At 67.7% G+C, this 16918-nt stretch carries 4 protein-coding genes; 2 read left to right on the top strand and 2 right to left on the bottom strand.

Translation table 11 applies throughout. The features are described 5' to 3' along the window. Positions 1 to 3: 3 nt before the first annotated feature. Complete coding sequence (locus A0W70_RS06855; RefSeq protein WP_070988491.1) at positions 4 to 1509, top strand: coiled-coil domain-containing protein; 1506 nt, start codon at positions 4 to 6, stop codon at positions 1507 to 1509. After that, the gene (locus A0W70_RS06860; RefSeq protein ID WP_070988492.1) at positions 1509 to 16289 is read left to right on the top strand and encodes a strawberry notch-like NTP hydrolase domain-containing protein; all 14781 of its coding nucleotides are present in this window, start codon (positions 1509 to 1511) and stop codon (positions 16287 to 16289) included. Before A0W70_RS06855 ends, A0W70_RS06860 begins: the two co-directional genes overlap by 1 nt. Here the strand turns inward: A0W70_RS06860 and A0W70_RS06865 are convergent. Together A0W70_RS06865 and A0W70_RS06870 are read right to left on the bottom strand one after the other, a co-directional pair. Continuing rightward, positions 16286 to 16603: a hypothetical protein gene (locus A0W70_RS06865; RefSeq protein WP_070988493.1), complete on the bottom strand. Its 318-nt coding sequence runs from the start codon at positions 16601 to 16603 to the stop codon at positions 16286 to 16288. The genes A0W70_RS06860 and A0W70_RS06865 overlap by 4 nt on opposite strands. After that, positions 16596 to 16853 (bottom strand): hypothetical protein, encoded by a 258-nt coding sequence (locus A0W70_RS06870; RefSeq protein WP_070988494.1) that lies wholly within the window; start codon positions 16851 to 16853, stop codon positions 16596 to 16598. The genes A0W70_RS06865 and A0W70_RS06870 overlap by 8 nt, the downstream gene beginning before the upstream one ends. Positions 16854 to 16918 lie beyond the last annotated feature (65 nt).

Here is a 16918-nt window from a genome sequence, read left to right on the forward strand (position 1 = left end):
GGCATGGCTCGTTTGCAACCCGGCAACTTCATCAAAAGCGCGGTCGAAGGCTACCAGATGGGTAAGCAGATCGACCGCAACGAAAAGGAGGCCGAGCGCCGCGACCAGCAGTTCCAGATGGAAAAGGAACAGCACAGCGCGCAGATGGATCGCTGGGACGCGCAGGAGGACCGCTGGGAGTCGCAGGCCGAGCGCCAGAACGCCCAGGAGGAACGCGCGCAGGAAAAGCACGAGTTCACGATGGGCGAGAAGCGCGAGCAGGCGCGCCGCGCGGAGCTGCAGCGCAGCCTCAATTCGCTCATGGTCGCGCACAGGAACGGCCGTGCGATTGATCCCGACGACGTGATCGGCCTCACCGAAAGCGCGGAAATGTCCCCGCGCGATCTTCTGTCCGCGGAGCAGGGGCAGGCGCTCGATACGCTCGAACGGGCCATGAAGGGCGAGGGCGTCGATCAGAAGGACGTGATCGAGGCCGGTAACACCGTCTACAGGAAGCGCCTGCAGAAAGGCGTCGGCGAGAAGATCAAGCGCGACGGCAAGGAAATGACCGTCGTGGACAAGTCCATCCGCGACTTCGCCCCCACCGAGGACGGGCGGGGCATCCGCCTTCGCCTCAACGTCAAGGCCAAGGACAAGGACGGCAATGTCCACACCTACAGCGCCCCCGTGACCGAAAACCGCAGCGCCGAGGACGAGTACGTGCTCGACGTTCCGGTCGACAACTTCGCCAAGAACATCAAGGGCCAGCAGCTCATCCGCCGGATGATCCAGAGCGACAAGGGGCTGCAGCAGGGCCTTGAACGCGCGATCGCCAAGGTCGGCGGCGACGTCGACGATGGCACGTCGGAGGATTCGCTGTCGGCCTCGTTTTACAACTCCGCTTCACGCTCGGTGGAGGACGCGCTGGCGACCGATCAGGACCAGTGGGGCAGCCCCATCGTGCCGGAGGAACGGCGCGAGCTGCAGCGGGAAGCAACGTCGCTGGCGCACCGGCTCCTTCGCCGCAGCGGTGGCCGGGTCAGCCCTGGCGAAGCCGCGAACATGGCCGTGAACCGCGTGATGCAGACGGCGCCCACGGTGCCGAAGCACGAGGCGCGGCAGGAAGCGTCCGAGCGGTTCAACGAGCAGTATGACACCGGCCTGTGGGACGGGACCGGCGACACGGCGCTTCAGGACGGCAAGACGCCGGACGGGCTCACCAAGGAGGAGTGGATCGAAAAGGAAGCGGCCCGCATCCGCAAGCAGTCCGCGCCGGCCGCGCAAGGGGGTGGCTCCGGTGGCGGCCGTTCCGGGGGCTCCGGTGCCAGCCTGGCCGATGCCGGCTCCGGTGGTGGCGGTCAGTCCGGGCGGAGCGGCGGACTCGAGAGCGCCGACAGTGGCAGCAGCAGCTCGCAGTCCAGCGGCGGCGGCCTGGCCAAGGGTGACGTCCAGACCGACAGCGAGGGCAACAAGTACCGCTATACCGGCGGCAATCCGAACAAGGCCGAAAACTGGGAGAAGGTCGAGTAATGGCGAAGCCGTGGGAAAACGACTGGCAGGCATCCGGTTCCGGCGATGGCGACAAGCCCTGGGACAAATCCTGGTCGAGCGGTGCCGACAGCGCCGACACCCGGGACGAGGCGCCCGTCGAATCCGTGGACACGGACGAGGATGCCAAGCCGTCGGGCGGCCTCGGCGACGTCGGCAGCCAGACGAGCGGCGGCTCGTCCCGCTCCGGCTCCCTCGGCATGACCGATGCCTCCCCGGGCGGCGCGCACCCACGGGCGCGCGGCGGATGGGACGAGAGCAGCGCCCCGTCGCAGGAGCAGGTTGAAGCGGTCAAGCAGGACGCGAGCGAGTATTACGCCGGCACGACGTTCAGCGAGCGCGCGGGCGAACGCCTGGAAGTCGGCGCCCGGAATCTGGAAACCGCCGTGGATGCGGTCTCCCTCATGGAGAATTACCGCCAGGCCACGGAAACGAAGTCCAAGCTGGAAAGCCTCCAGGATCAGGCCGAGAAGGCCAAGGCCGCGCTGCAGAAGCGCGAGGACGTGCCGCAGCAGCAGAAGGAGGCCATGCTCGGGCGCATCGACAACCAGCTCGCCGGTTATCAGAAGCAGCTCGACGCGTCCCGCAAGGATTTCCGTTCCCGCCTGCAGAGTATCGCCGAGAATCAGAAGAAGAACGCGGAAACGGCCCGCAACCCCATTGCCGAGAAGGCCGTCCAGTCCGAGAGCTTCGAGGAGTTCTGGACCTATTTCCAGGAGGACCCGATCGGCGTGATCGGGCAGTTCGGTACCGAGAGCGCCCCGCTCATGGCCTCGTCGCTGGCCGGCGGCATGGCCGGCGGTGCGGTGGGTGGCCCCGCCGGCTTCGCGGCCGGCATGGGTGTGGGGTCCGGCGGGATCGAGTTCGCCCTGTCGCTGGCCGACGGCCTGCGCGAACACGGCGCGGACATGAACGATCCGCAGAGCGTGAAGGAAACGCTCGCGCAGCACGGCGAGGATATCCGGCGCAAGGCGGCGACGCGAGGCGTGGCGATTGGGCTGTTCGACGCGGCGAGCGGCAAGCTCGCGAGCACCGCGCTGACCCCGCGCGCTGCAGCGAATGCCGGCCGTACCGCACAGGTGGCGCGTGAGACGGGCGAGCAGGTGGCGCAGACCGGCGCCCAGGGCGCGGCCGGCGCCGCTGGCGAGGCGACAGCCCAGGCCGCGACCGGCGAGGAGCTGCGGGCAGGCGAAATCGCCGTCGAAGGTTTCGCCGAGGGCGTCACGGCGCCGGTCGATGTGGCCGGCGCCGCCGTAACCGGTGCGCGTGGCCGTGGCCGGCGCAAGGGCGACACGGACGCCGAGCAGCCCGGGCGGAGCGAGCAGGAAGAATCCGATCTCGCCGAGTTCGAAAACTTCATGGCCGAGCGCCGCGGCGAATCGCAGGGCGATCCGGCCGAGCTGCCGCGCCCGGTGGTCGAAGTGGACACGCGCGGCGAGGCGCGCACGCAGGCGCAGGGCGATCAGAAGCGAGCGCAGGAGGCGTCCAGCCGCGAGGACCTGGGGCTCACCCCGGACGTGGAGCGCGCGCAGCGCCGCCGTGCCGAACGGTCGCAGCCCGGTGAATCCGTGCAGGGGCGGGGCGCCCAGGCGAAGCAGGCGCCGGCCGAATCCGCCAGCGAGCAGCGCTCCCGCCAGAAGCAGCTCAAGCGCGCCAAACGCTACGAGGAGCTGGCCGCCAGCGAAGAAGATCCCGAAATCGCCCGCGATCTGCGGAATCAGGCCGCGGGCATCCGCCGCGAGCTGGATCAGAACAAGCCGAAGGAAAGCCGCGCCGAGCGGTTCCGGCGTGAGCGGCGGATCGACGAGGAGAAGGATGATCTACTGACCGCGATCCAGAAGCTCGGCGGCATCAACACCACGATCGAAACCGACTGGAAGGGCCGGCTCAAGGGGCAGGAGCCCATCAAGAAGGTCGGCTTCCCGAAGCTCGAACGATCCGAGCCGGGGCAGGGCGAAACGCTGGACGGGCTGGCCGAGGTCCTGCACGAGCGCGGCTATCTGAACACGCGCGACCAGCACGAGCTTGAGGAGAAGCTCCTGCAGGCCGAGAAGGGCAACCCCGTATATTCGAATCAGGCCGACGAAGCGGCCATGATCGACGCGATGGAGGAGTCCGAAGCCCGCCCCGTCGGCGACGACGAAGTGCCGGACGCGGACTTCGAGCGCGACGAGCTGGAGCAGGCTCTGCGCGAATACGCGGATATGCCGCCGAGCGAGGCGGAACAGGTGGCCGGTGTCAACGCGGCCATCAACGAGATCCAGCGTCGCGCCGAGCGCATGGACCCGGACGCGACCGAGCGGGCCATCGAGGAGGCCGCCCGCAACGAGGAGTCGGACCAGCAGCTCGCCGGCCGGTTGCTCGACGTGGTCGAAAACGCGCAGTCGGACATGGAACAGCGCGGCGGGGAACAGCCCGAAACGGCCGCGGAGTCGGCCGCCAGCAGCGAGCGCCGCCAGCAGCCCAGCAAGCGCGAGGCGATCGACCGCCACCTCGACGAGGTCGGTGATCTCGACGAGGCCCGTGGGATGATCCAGGCGCTGCGCGAGGATCGGCGCACGGCGAAGGTGGGCGGTACCGACATCGAAGGCGTCGCCAACATCGTCGAGCACGCCGAGCGCGAGGCCAACGGCGAGCTGAAGCAGTATCAGGGCTTCCTTGATCTGGACAACTTCAAGTCCATCAACGACACGCTCGGCCACGGCACGGCCGATGAGCTGATCCGCCAGTTCGCCCAGCGGCTCAAGGATTACGTCGGCGACGGCAATATCTTCCACCGCTCCGGCGACGAGTTCATCGTCCAGGGCGACGACAAGGCGCAGCTCGAGTCCGCGCTCCGGCAGGCCCAGCAGGATTTCGAGGACGATGCCCGCTTTGTCCTCGATATGCCGGACGGTGGTAGGATAGAGCGCAACCAGGTCCGTTTCTCCTACGGGATCGCAGAGAATGTCGAAAGCGCCGAAACAGAGCAGGACAAGCAGAAGCAGCGGCGGAAGGAAGAAGGATTCCGCTCCGACCGCGAGAGTGGTGAAGGACAGCCCGCAGGCGCGTCGGACAGTGGAGCGGCTGAACAGCCCGGGGCCGATCAGTCCGGCCCGGATCGCGAAGGCGGCGCCCGAGGGGACGCAGATCAGCCTCAAGTGGCCGAGGACAGCGAAGGACAGCTAGACCTCGCCGGGGGCCGCTCCGAAACCGAGCAGGCCGCGAAGGACGCGGACGTCGAGCGCGAGCGCAAGGCGGCCGATTCGCCACCCGTTGAGTCCGGCGACGGGGATCTGTTCTCCGGCGCCGACAAACAGCCTGATCTACTGGATCAGCCCTCCGAAAAAGCCCCCGCCGAGTCGGGGGCTTCTTCGTTGGACCCCGAGGACAGCTATGAGCGCGCGCAGGCGATCATAGACCGCCTGGAGGAGGCCGGGGCGACCCGCACCGCATCGACCCTGCGGGAGCTTCTGGAAGCCCGCCGGTCCGAGGGCCGGCCGTTCCCCACGGCCAGCCTCAATTCGTGGGAGAAGAACACCGAGGACCGCGTCGAGCAGGCCGTCCAGCGCGAGCGCGAGCAGGCCGGCACGGACGAGGCGACGCAGGCGTTGTCCGAGTCCGCGAGCTGGTCCGATCAGTTCCGTGTGCCGGACACGCACTTCCCCGACGACATGGCGCGGCGCGCGGCCACGGCGAAGCGCGATGCCGAGGCCCGCGGTGACAACGAAACGACCAATGAAATCGAGTTCGCCGTGGTCAAGTACCATCAGGCGCGCGAGAGCGGCGACGATACCGGCGCCATGCGGAACATGAATCGGCTGCGCCGCGCGCTCGGCATGGACGAGGTCGACCCGCAGATCGAGGATCTGGCGGCGTACCGCAAGCACAAGGGCATGGCGGCCAAGCGCGCGTCGAAGTTCCTGCGCGATCGCGGCCTGTCGGAGCCGGCGGCGACCGATCCCTCGTTCAGTACGACCCTGCGCGGCGGCAAGGCCCGCGTGTTCCGGGGCGAGGATACGCTCACCATCCGCGACGCGGACATTGGCACCGCCGAGTTCTCGCTGGACAAGTACGGCGTGCTGGAGCTGAACGAAGGCCAGAAGTATGACCTGGCCGGAGCGATCGAGGGCGCCAGCGCGGTCAAGGATTTTCTGGACGAGCTTTCGACCCGCCTGTCGGAGCAGGGCGATACGCCGGCCGAGGCGTCCAGCGCGGACAACGCCAGCGCACTCGAGCGTGACGTGCCGAAGCTGGAGAAGGCGGCCACGGCCCTGCGCCGCGGCGAGGACCCGAGCGACGGTCAGGATCTGACCGGCAAGCCGGTCAGCGTGCGCGACGACCTGATCGACAAGGTCGGCGAGCTGCGCGACCGCGTCACACAGGAGCTGGATCAGGCGGGCGCGGACGTCGACCAGGACCTCGCCCAGCGCGCGGACGCGGCCATCGAAAACGGCCGTCGCGCCCTCGCCGGTCGCACCAAGAGCAAGAGCGGCCAGGAATCCGGCAAGGGTGACACCGATTTCCTTCTGGATGCCCCGGAGTCCGGTGACAGCGGCGAACGTGCGCGCACGCAGGGCGAGTCGGGCGAAACACAGGGCAATGCCGAGGGCGAGACTGGCGCCGCTGACAGCGCCGCACAGCCGCCCCTGCGCGTGGAACCGTACACCGAGAAATCCGTCGTGGTGCGCGGCGACACCAAGCCCCACAAGGACCGGATCAAGAACGCGCTGGGCGGCAAGCCGCGCGGCCTGTTCAACAACCGGGCCGGCGGCTGGATCTTCCCGCGCGCCCGGGCCGATGATCTGCGCCGCGCCCTGTCGGACCTGTTGCCGCAGGAAACCGACATCGACGCACAGGCCCAGCAGGCAGCTACCAGCCAGCAGAGCCCCGACCCCGAGCCCACGGCCGCGCAGAAGGAGGCCGGCAACTACCGCAAGGGCGATCTTCGGGTGCAGGGCTTCGATATTGCGGTCGAAACCCCGAAGGGCTCCTACCGGCACAACCTCAGCGAGCGCGACCTCAATTTCAACGCGCCCGATGCTGCCGATACCATTATCAGGGCCTTGCGGAACAAGAACGTGCCGTCGGCATTCAAGATGCTGCGCGCGTCGAACCATCCGATTCTGCGCGAGATGGCTCGCGACGCCTGGATGGTCCGCCTCAAGCACAGCTACGGCTACTTCCGGCGCACCGAAGGCAACGACGGCGATGCGGTCGACGTGTTCGTTGGCCCGAACCCGGACAGCGAGACGGCCTACATCGTCGATCAGATGCGCCCGCTTTCCGGTGTCGAGCCGGAAAGCACCCCCGGGCGTAATGTGTTCGACGAGCACAAGGTAATGCTCGGCTTCGACTCCGAGGAGGCCGCGCGCAAGGGCTATCTGGACGGATTCGAGGGCGAGTTTGGCAAGCGCGTTCTCGGCGCCATCACGCCGGTCGATGTGACCGAGCTGCGTGACTGGCTGGACAGCGGCGACACGAAGCAGCCGTACTCGCCGAAGCTGCGCGACGAATCGAAGATCGAGGCGGGCGACCGCGTGATCGCCGTTCGGGACACCGAAGCCTTCGGCACCGATCCGATCGAGGTCCAGTGGTCGGACGGCAGCAAGATCCGCCTCAAGGGACGCGGCCGGCAGACGTTCAGCGCGGACAAGTTCCGCAAGGTCGAGCAAGAACCGGAGGAGCCGGGTTCCTACATGGAGCGCCGCCCCGATCCGCCGGTCGAGGGCGTGGTCAAGCGCGACAGTGACGGCGGGGTGACTTTCGACTTCGACGAATACCGCCGCAAGCAGGATCGGTGGCAGGACGAGGTCGCCACCGACGAGCAGCTCAAGGCGCTGACGGAGTGGGACAACTCCACCCCGGCGATCTTCAACAATGCGCTTCATGTTCCCGAGGCGGATCGGCAGGCGCTTATCGACCATCTGCGCTCGCAGGATTACTACCACGGGGGCGGCGCACCGCGCGCCGAAGAAACCCCGCGTGTGCCCGAAGGCGGCGGCGCCTACTTCTCGACGTCGCGTGACTATGCGGCGACGTATGGCGACAGCGTCGGCCGCTATCGGCTCAACTTCCGCAATCCGCTGCTACTGGAATCCGACGACGCGCTGTTCGACAGCGACCGTTTCCTGCAGCCCGTTCGGGAGGCCGGTTACGACGCGGTCATAACGCCGGAAGGTACCGAGGTCGCCGTACTCGACCAGTCCGTGATCGAGGAACAGGACCGCACCCCCGCCAATCTGCAGGGGAGTCAGCAGCAGTCGCAGTCCGAGCTGGTCGACGACGAATCCGAGCTGCAGGACCGCACCCGCGCCAACATGGCCGGCGAGTCGCCGGAACGCGCCACGCTCATTGCGCTGCGCGATGCGCTGGAAGCCGCGACCGACACCATGAACGAGGGCGGGATGCCCGGCGAGTTCGCCCGCGAGGCGGACGATCTGGCCGAGCGCATCACCAATGCGACCGACAACGACCGCGATCTGACGCAACTGCAGCAGGACGCGGCGGCGTCGATCCGTGACTGGCTCGACCGGGGCGGCATGGACGATGATCTCGCCAACTACCTGCGGGGCATCGAGCAGGCGATCCGCGCGAGCGCCGAGCTGCCGGGAAGCCAGCAGTCCCGATCCGAGCAGCTCGCCACGGACATTGCGGCCATGCTCCCGAACCGGGTTGGTCGCGCGGCCACCGGCATGAAGGCGATCGGCTCGACCGAGCTGTTCGAAATGGCCAACCGCACCTACGGCGGCACCCGGGCCGAGGGCGCCTACACCAGCCGGGACGCCTACGACGCGCTGGAAACGGGCGTGAACCTGTACCTGCGCGGCCGTGATGATCTCGCGCCCGATGGCAACGCCGAGGCCGCGGCGGAGAATATCCGCCAGATTGACGCGATCATCCAGGCGCTGCCGTCGCAGACCCGGCGCAGCGAGGGGCAGACGCAGCTCCAGCAGTTCTCGACCCCGCCGACGCACGCGCACGCGGCCGCATGGGTGGCAAATCTCGCCGAGCGGGACGTGGTGCTGGAACCCTCGGCCGGCACCGGGAGTCTGATCGCTCCGGCGCAGGCCGCCGACGCGCGGGTAATCGCCAATGAGTACGACCCCGGCCGCGCCGAGCTGCTTGAACGCTTCAACACGACGGTCCACCGCGAGGACGCGCAGCACATCAACGCGACGCTGCCGCGCGATATTCAGCCGTCCGTCGTGCTCATGAATCCCCCGTTTTCGTCGAACCTCAAGCGCCCGGGCAAGAAGGATCTGCAGGTTGGCGCCCGCCACGTCGAGGAGGCCATGCGCCGCCTGCAGCCCGGCGGGCGGCTGGTGGCGATTCTCGGCCGGGGGATGCGCCCGGATGCCGCCTCGCAGCAGGTACAGCGTTTCTGGCAGCGGATCGGCGAGCAGTACAACGTGCGCGCGAATGTCGGCATCAGCGGGCAGGCGTACAAGCAATACGGGACCACGTTCGACAACCGCATCGTGGTCATGGACAACACCGCGCCGGACGGCCAGAATCCAGTAACAGGCGACGTCGAGAGCGTCGACGAGCTGCCGGCGCTCCTGGAGGAGGTCCGCAATGACCGGCCTGAAAGCACTGAACCGCAAGCCGGTGCACGAAGCGGCGGCGCGCGCCTACCGCAAGCTGACCGGGGAGCCGCCCAGGGCGGTGGATCTGGCCGGACTGGCGCTGGCGGAGTGGGCACTGGATCAGCCCCCGGCCGTTCACGGACTCAGCGAGGCGAACGCGGAGATTCTTCTGGACGAGGTCAGGGACCGGATGATGCACGCGACGCCGCAGGAACAGCACGAGTTTCTGACGAGCGCGGCACCGGACGACCCGAAGGGACGGACGATACCGGAGCCGTTTCGCCTGCACCGGATGGAACCGATCGGAGTGGTGCGCGAGCTGGTGGACGTACTGCATCACAAGCTGGCCGCGATGGCGACGGGGACGTATCCGATGTAGACGCGGTCACGGTCGAGTCGGCGGATTCGACGAGCACCGAAGCCAACCAGGAAACCGAGCTTACCGACGACACGTTCGAGAGCTACCGCCCCCGGGCGACGTTCAGCTCCGCCAAAGAGCACCCCGCGAAGCTGTCCGAGTCCGCGGCGATGGCGTCGGTCAAGGCGCCGAAGATCGAGCGGCAGCCGCGCATCCCCTCGGAGATCGTCGAGTCCGGCCGCCTGTCGAATATCCAGCTCGAAGCGGTCGCGCTGGCCGGCCAGTCCCATGACCAGCAGCTCGCCGACGGCACCCGCCGGGGCTTCTATATCGGTGACGGTACCGGCGTCGGCAAGGGCGCCGAGATCGCCGGCATCATCCTCGACAACTTCAAGCGCGGCCGGCAGAAGGCCGTGTGGGTGTCGGAGAATCAGAAGCTCTACAAGGATGCCCAGCGCGACGCGGATTGGGCCGGCCTCGGCAAGGATCAGATTTTCTCCCAGGGCGACGTGAAGGGCCCGATCAAGGGCGACAAGGGCGTCGCGTTCACCACCTACCACCTGCTTCGCTCCAAGGGGCAGGACTCGCGCGACGCCGACGGCAACATCGTCAAGGGCGAGCGCCGGATCGACCAGCTCATTGAATGGCTGGGCGAGGACTTCGATGGCGTGATCGCCTTCGACGAGTCGCACAACATGGCCAACGGCCTCGACGAGGAAGGCGAGCGCGGTGTGCAGAAGGCGTCGCAGGCCGCACTCGCCGGGATCGAGCTGCAGGACCGGCTCCCCGACGCGCGCGTGGTGTACGTCTCCGCGACCGGCGCCACGGAGGTCCGCAATCTGGCCTACGCCAAGCGCCTCGGCCTGTGGGGGCAGGACACCGCGTTCCCCGACGTCAACACGTTCGTCGAGTCGATCGACAACGGCGGCGTGGCGGCAATGGAGATCGTTGCCAAGGATCTCAAATCCCTGGGCCTCTATACCTCGCGCTCGCTGTCCTACGACGACGTCAGCTACGGCGGGCTCGTCCACGAGCTGACCGAGGAGCAGAACGACGCCTACCGGACGCTGGCGCGCGCGTGGCAGAACGTCATGCAGCGCGTGGACGCGGCGCTGGCCGACACGGAGAACAACGGCGAGGGCGCGGCCGACGGGCAATCCAAGGCGCGGGCCCGCTCCGCGTTTTGGGGCGCGCACCAGCGGTTCTTCAATCAGGTCATTACGGCCATGAAGGGCCCGTCGATCATCTCGGACGTGGAGCAGCAGCTCGAAAACGGCCACTCCGCCGTGCTGCAGCTCGTGTCCACGAACGAGGCGACGCAGGAGCGCCGGCTGGCGCAGGCCGAGAAGGAGGGGCTGTCGCTCGACGACGTCGACGTGACGCCGCTCGATATTCTCATGCAGTACCTCTACAACAGCTTCCCGACCACCAAGTACGAGAAAACGATCGACGAAAACGGCAACGAGAAAAGCGTTCCCGTAACCGACTCGAACGGCAACCCGGTCGAGGACCCCGGCAAGGTCGCGGAGCGCGATTCGCTCATGGAGGAAATGGGCAGTCTCGACGTGCCGGAAGGCATCCTGGAACAGCTCATTGACCACTTCGGCACCGACGCGGTCGCGGAAGTCACCGGCCGCTCCCGGCGACTGGTCCGGGGCAAGAAGGGCCGCGAGATCCAGAAGCGGACCAAGAAGAACGTCAACGCCGAGATCGACGAGTTCAACAAGGGCAAGCGCCGCATCCTGATCTTCTCCGACGCGGGCGGTACCGGTGCGAGCTACCACGCCGACAACCGCATCGAGAACCGGCAGAAGCGCTACCACTACCTCGTCCAGCCGGGGTGGCGGGCCGACAAGGCGGTGCAGGGCTTCGGCCGCACGCACCGCTCGAATCAGGCCGTGGCGCCGCACTACGTCCTCGCCTCGACCAACCTGCAGGCGGAAAAGCGCTTCCTGTCGTCGATCGCCCGCCGGCTGGATCAGCTCGGCGCGCTGACCAAGGGCCAGCGCGACGCGGCCGGCGGTGGCGTGGTGAGCAGCGAGGCCAGTCTCGAGAACCGCTTTGCGAGCAACGCGGTCCTCACGATGATCTTCGACGCGCAGCAGGGTAACGCCGGCATCGTGAACCGCCCCGTCCTCGAAAACGAGATGGGCTTCCACCTGTGGGACGAGGACGGCAAGCTGCAGGAATCGAAACTGCCGAGCGTGCCGCAGTTCCTCAACCGCCTCCTGTCGCTGGAGCCGGAGCGCATGGACGAGGTGTTCCACGAGTTCGACCGCCGGTTCAAGGCGAATATCGAATACGCCCGCCAGCAGGGCCAGCTCGACACCGGCATGGAAACCCTGCGCGCGGATTCGATCCAGAAGGTCTACGAGCAGGAATCGCAGCTCGGCGACCGTCCGGGCGCCCTGCGCTACGTGGAGCTGGAAACCCGGCGCGAGGCGAAGCTCACGCACTACGAGGATCTGCCGTTCGACCGTGACGGCCTGTTCTTCGGCCGCAACAAGAGCAGCGGCTACCTGTACGCGTTCGTGCCGACCGCGACCACGACCGATCCCAAGACCGGCGCGCTGGTGAAGCAGTACCGGCGGATCGGGCCGACCGGCGCGGACTATCTGCCGCAGGCCAAGTACCGCGAGAAATACGAAACCGCGAGCGATTCGGACGCGGAGCTGCGGGCCGCCTGGCAGCAGCGCGTCGACGCGGCCCCGAATCAGGTCAAGAGTTCCCGGCATCTGATCGTCGGCGCCCTGTTGCCGGTGTGGGATCGCCTGCCGACCGACAACCAGCGCGTGCTCCGGGTCCAGACGGACGACGGCGAGCGCCTCCTCGGCCGTGAGCTGCCCGCGAAACAGGTCCGCGAAACCCTGTCGCAGCTCGGTTTCGACCGGCCGGCACAGGACCTTTCCCCGGCGGCCGTGCGCGAGGCGATCATGGATCGCGGGGCGCCCGTGAAGCTCACCAACGGCTGGCAGCTCGAACGCCGCCGGGTGGACAACGAGCAGCGCATGGAAGTGAAGGGCCCGCGGGGCTCCGAAGTGCAGCAGCTCAAGCAGCTCGGCGCCACCACCGAAATCATCGCCCACAAGACGCGGGTGTTCATCCCCACGGCGAAGGCCGAAACGGTCCTCGGCGAGCTGTTCCAGTCGAAGCCGCCGCAGGAAATCGTCGAGGAGCAGTCGGCCGACGACGAGGCGGACGGGGCGCGCTTCTCCCGCAGCGGTGAACGGCCGGCGAACCCGCAGGGCAGCGAGGCCGGCATCAACGTGGACGAGGCCCGCAGCGCCGCCGCGCGCCTCATGCGCGACTGGAAGGAGCGGCCCGCCACCTACGTCCGCCAGTCCGAGAACGAGCTGCCGGCCGATCTGCGCCAGGAAATCGACAGTGCCGGCGCCCGGGGCGAGGTCCGCGGCGTTTTCTGGAAGGGGCGCGTCTACCTCGTCGCCGACAACATCCCCTCGCAGCGCGCACTCGAGGAAACGGTCCTCCATGAAGTGATCGGCCACTACGGCCTGCGCCGCGCGATCGGCAAGGACATCAAGCCGCTGCTTCGCCAGGTCTGGATGCAGTACGGCCGCTCCGGCCTCGCCGACATTGCCCAGCGGCAGGGACTCGACCTGTCGAAGCCGGACCATCAGCTCATCGCGGCCGAGGAAAAGCTCGCCGAAATGGCCGAGTCCGGCGCGAAGCCGAACCTGTTGCAGCGCCTCGCCGCGAAGATCCGCGACTGGCTCCGGCGGATGGGCTTCTCGCTGCGCCTCACCGATTCCGAGCTGTTGGCGCTCGTGGCACGGGCGCGTGACTTCGTCCAGCGCGGGCGGCGCGTGAGCGGTCAGGACAGCGTCCTCGACGAGGCCCGGGCCAAGTACAGCCGCGAATACGGCGAGGCCGGGGCCGGCGCCGACGCGTCGATGTTCTCGCGTCATTCCCGGTCGGGCAACGACGAAAAACCGCGCATGTACGCCCGGGCCCCCGACGGCTCGCTGGCCGGCGTGGCCGAGTACAGCCAGGGCAAGTGGCATGTATGGCTCAAGCGCGACGCCAGCGGCCGGCTGTTCGACGACGGGCCGCGCACCCACACCGAGGAAACGATCGGGGCGGCCCGCAAGCGGTTCACGGGGGCCGGTCTGGAAGTGACCGTGTCCATGCCGAGGGTCGAGCGTCAGAAAAGCGAACCGTTGTTCTCCGACGGCTTCGATATGCCCGCGGCCGGGACCTTCGACTACATTCGCTACAACCTGCAGGACAAGTACGTCGACCTTCTCAAGGCGCAGGGCGCGATCGAGCAGTACACGGGCGCGGAGATACCGGACGATCTGAACGCCTACATGAAGGAGTCGCTGTACCACGGCCGCGCGGATGATCGCGTCAACCGCTTCCGCGAGGAGCACGTCGATCCGCTGGTCGAGTCCATGCGGGACAACGGCGTGACGATGGACGAGCTGGACGAGTACCTGTACGCCCGCCACGCCCCCGAGCGCAATGCCGCCATGTCGGAGATCAACCCCGAGCTGCAGGAGGGCGAGGGCTCCGGCATGACCGATGCCGAGGCCGCGGCCGTCATGGAGCGCATCCGCGAGGAAGGCCGCATGGAAGTGATGGAGTCGCTCGCCGCGCGGGTGGATGCCATCGTCGAAATGCAGCGCGGCATCCTTGTGTTCGAGGGGCTGGAGCGGGCCGAAACGGTGCAGGCCTGGCGGAACAAGTACGACCACTACGTGCCGCTGCGCGGCTTTGCCGAGGTATCGGAGGACGCGCAGGCGATGGCGTCGTCGCAGGACGCGCGCGGCAAGGGCTTCAATCTGGCCGGCGGCCGGCAGAAGTCCGCGATGGGCCGTCGCTCCCGCTCCGACAGCCCGCTCACGCACGTCCTCGCCAACTACGAAGCGGCGGCCGTGCGGGCCGAGAAGGCCCACGTCGGGCGCGCGCTCATGCGGCTGATCCAGGCGAACCCGAACCCGCGGCTGTGGGAGGTCGACAAGGTCGAAATCGAGCGCCGGATCAACCCGCAGACGGGCCTCGTTGAATCGCGTGTGAAGCCGTCCTGGACGAACGACGACAACGAGCTCGTGGTCAAGGTGGCCGGCGAGGATCACCGGATCACGCTCCACGGCGACCAGGGCCTGCGGATCGCCTCCGCGATGAAGAACCTCGGCGCGGATCAGATCAACGTGATCGTGCGGGCCGGGGCATGGCTCAACCGCTGGCTGTCGTGGACCCGCACGGGCGCCAACCCCGAGTTCATCATCTCCAACTTCATGCGCGACCTGCAGACGGCCGGCATCAACCTGGCCGGCACCAAGGCCGACGATATGAAGTGGCGGATACTCAAAGACGTCCGCCAGGCCCGCAAGGGCATCCGCGACGAGCAGAAGGGCGGCAACAGCGAATGGGCGAAGCGCTACCGCGAGTTCAAGCGCATGGGCGCCAAGACGGGCTGGGTGGACACCTACGCCTCGACCGATGATGCGAAGAAGGCGCTGGAGAAGCGGATCAAGCGGGCCCGGCGCAGCGGCGCCCACCCCGGGGAAATGCTGCAGGCCGCGCTCGATTTCACCGAGAACGTGAATATCTCGGTCGAGAACGCTGTCCGCCTGTCCGCGTTCGAGAACGCGCGGCGCAGTGGTGTCAGCGAGCAGCAGGCCGCGTCGATCGCCAAGGAGCTGACGGTCAACTTCAACCGGAAAGGCCACTACGGCACGGTGATGAACGCGGCCTATCTGTTCTACAACGCCGGCCTGCAGGGAACGACGCGGATGCTCCAGGCGCTCGGCTCCAAAAAGGTGCGGAAGATCGCCTATTCGATCGTCGGCGTATCGGCCGCTGTGGCGATGGGCAACCGCATTTGGGGCGGCGAGGACGAGGACGGCATCCCGTACTACGACAAGCTGCCCGACTGGCTCAAGAGCCGCTACTTCGTGGTCATGCTGCCCGGCACCGAAGGGCAGTACGTCAGCGTCCCGCTGCCCTACGGCTATAACATCATGCATGTGATGGGGCAGGAGTTCGCCGCGGCGACGGAGCAGGCCCTGGGGATGCGGAACGACTACGACGCATCCGACAGTTCGCTTCGCGTCATGGCCACGTCGTTCGAGTCGTTCAACCCGCTCGGCTCCGAGGCGACGCCGGCACAGTTCATCACGCCCACGGTGCTCGATCCGGCCGCGCAGGTATGGGAGAACCGCGACTGGTCCGGCCGGCGGATCTACCCGACGGGCAATCCGTTCGATCGGTCGCCGGACCCGGACAGCCACCAGTCGTGGTCGACGACGCCGGACCTGTTCAAGACGATCGCCCAGGGCATGAACGATGCCACGGGCGGAACGGCCGTGACGCCGGGCTGGTTCGACGTTCACCCCGAATCGCTGGAGCGCTTCTACGAGTTCGGCGTCGGCGGCCTCGGCACCTTCATCAGCGACAGTTTCGTGAATATCCCGACCAAGCTGGCGAAGGGGCAGGACATTCAGACCTATGAGATCCCGTTCCTGAGCAAGCTCTACGGCGAGTCCGGTTTCCGCACGACACGCGACGGCTACTATGACGCGCTGCGGCGGATCGGCGAGGCGGAGGACGAGCTGGAAGGCGCCCGCAAGCGCAAGACCGATCGCACGGTCGGGGAAGTGGAGCGCGAGTACCGGCCGGAGCTGCAGATCCGCGGGATGGCCAAGAGCGCGGAGAAGAAGCTGAAAAGCCTCAATGACCGGATCGAGAATATCCGCAAGTCGAAGGCATACGACTCACGCGCCAAGAGCAAGCGGATCGAGAACCTGCGCGAGCGCAAGGAGGACGTCATGCTCGAGTTCAGCCGCGCGTACCGGCAGGCGCAGCAGTATTAGCGGTTGATCTTCCGGCAGATCCAGATGGCGGGCGGGCCGGCGACCATCACGAAGGTGTAGAGCACGCCGGGGATGCCGGACAGCAGGAACAGCAGCACGAGCGGGGCGAGCCGGGACGCCGCCTCGCTGCCGATCAGGGCGTCAACGGGACTGGTTCCCATGCCCTGCAGGCCGCGCGCGTAGTCGTAGAGGTAGTCGGCCACGATGAACAGGTCGGCGAGCGTGGCCAGCGCGGCGAGAATCACGAGCGGGCCGTACAGCAGGCACCGCTCGTGCGTGCTGGCCCACCGCCAGATTCGCGCGATCTCAACCACGCACCAGCCCCTTCATGCGGGATGATTCCGGGCGGACCTTCCGGCCGAGCGCGCGCAGCCCCCATCCGACCCCCGCAGTCACCGCACCGAACACGACCATCATCAGCCCCGGGCCGGGATTGCCCGCGTCGACCACGAAGCCGCCGGGAACCGTGGCCGCGTAGGCGCCGACGAACGCGTAGGCCCCGCCGACCAGCAGCAGCGTCCAGGCTAGCAATCCGATCAGGGCGGCGACGATCTTTCGTGGCATCGGCACTCTCCGTAAGGCTTTATGCGAGGATAGGTGACAGCGCCATCGCCATGCCACCCTCGGTA

The organism is Halofilum ochraceum, from assembly GCF_001614315.2.
Taxonomy (GTDB): Bacteria; Pseudomonadota; Gammaproteobacteria; order XJ16; family Halofilaceae; genus Halofilum; species Halofilum ochraceum.

Bases quoted from the DNA above. Each gene is read 5' to 3' on its own strand.
- A0W70_RS06855 (WP_070988491.1), top strand. From the start codon at position 4: ATGGCTCGTTTGCAACCCGGCAACTTCATCAAAAGCGCGGTCGAAGGC.
- A0W70_RS06860 (WP_070988492.1), top strand. From the start codon at position 1,509: ATGGCGAAGCCGTGGGAAAACGACTGGCAGGCATCCGGTTCCGGCGAT.
- A0W70_RS06870 (WP_070988494.1), bottom strand. From the start codon at position 16,853: ATGCCACGAAAGATCGTCGCCGCCCTGATCGGATTGCTAGCCTGGACG.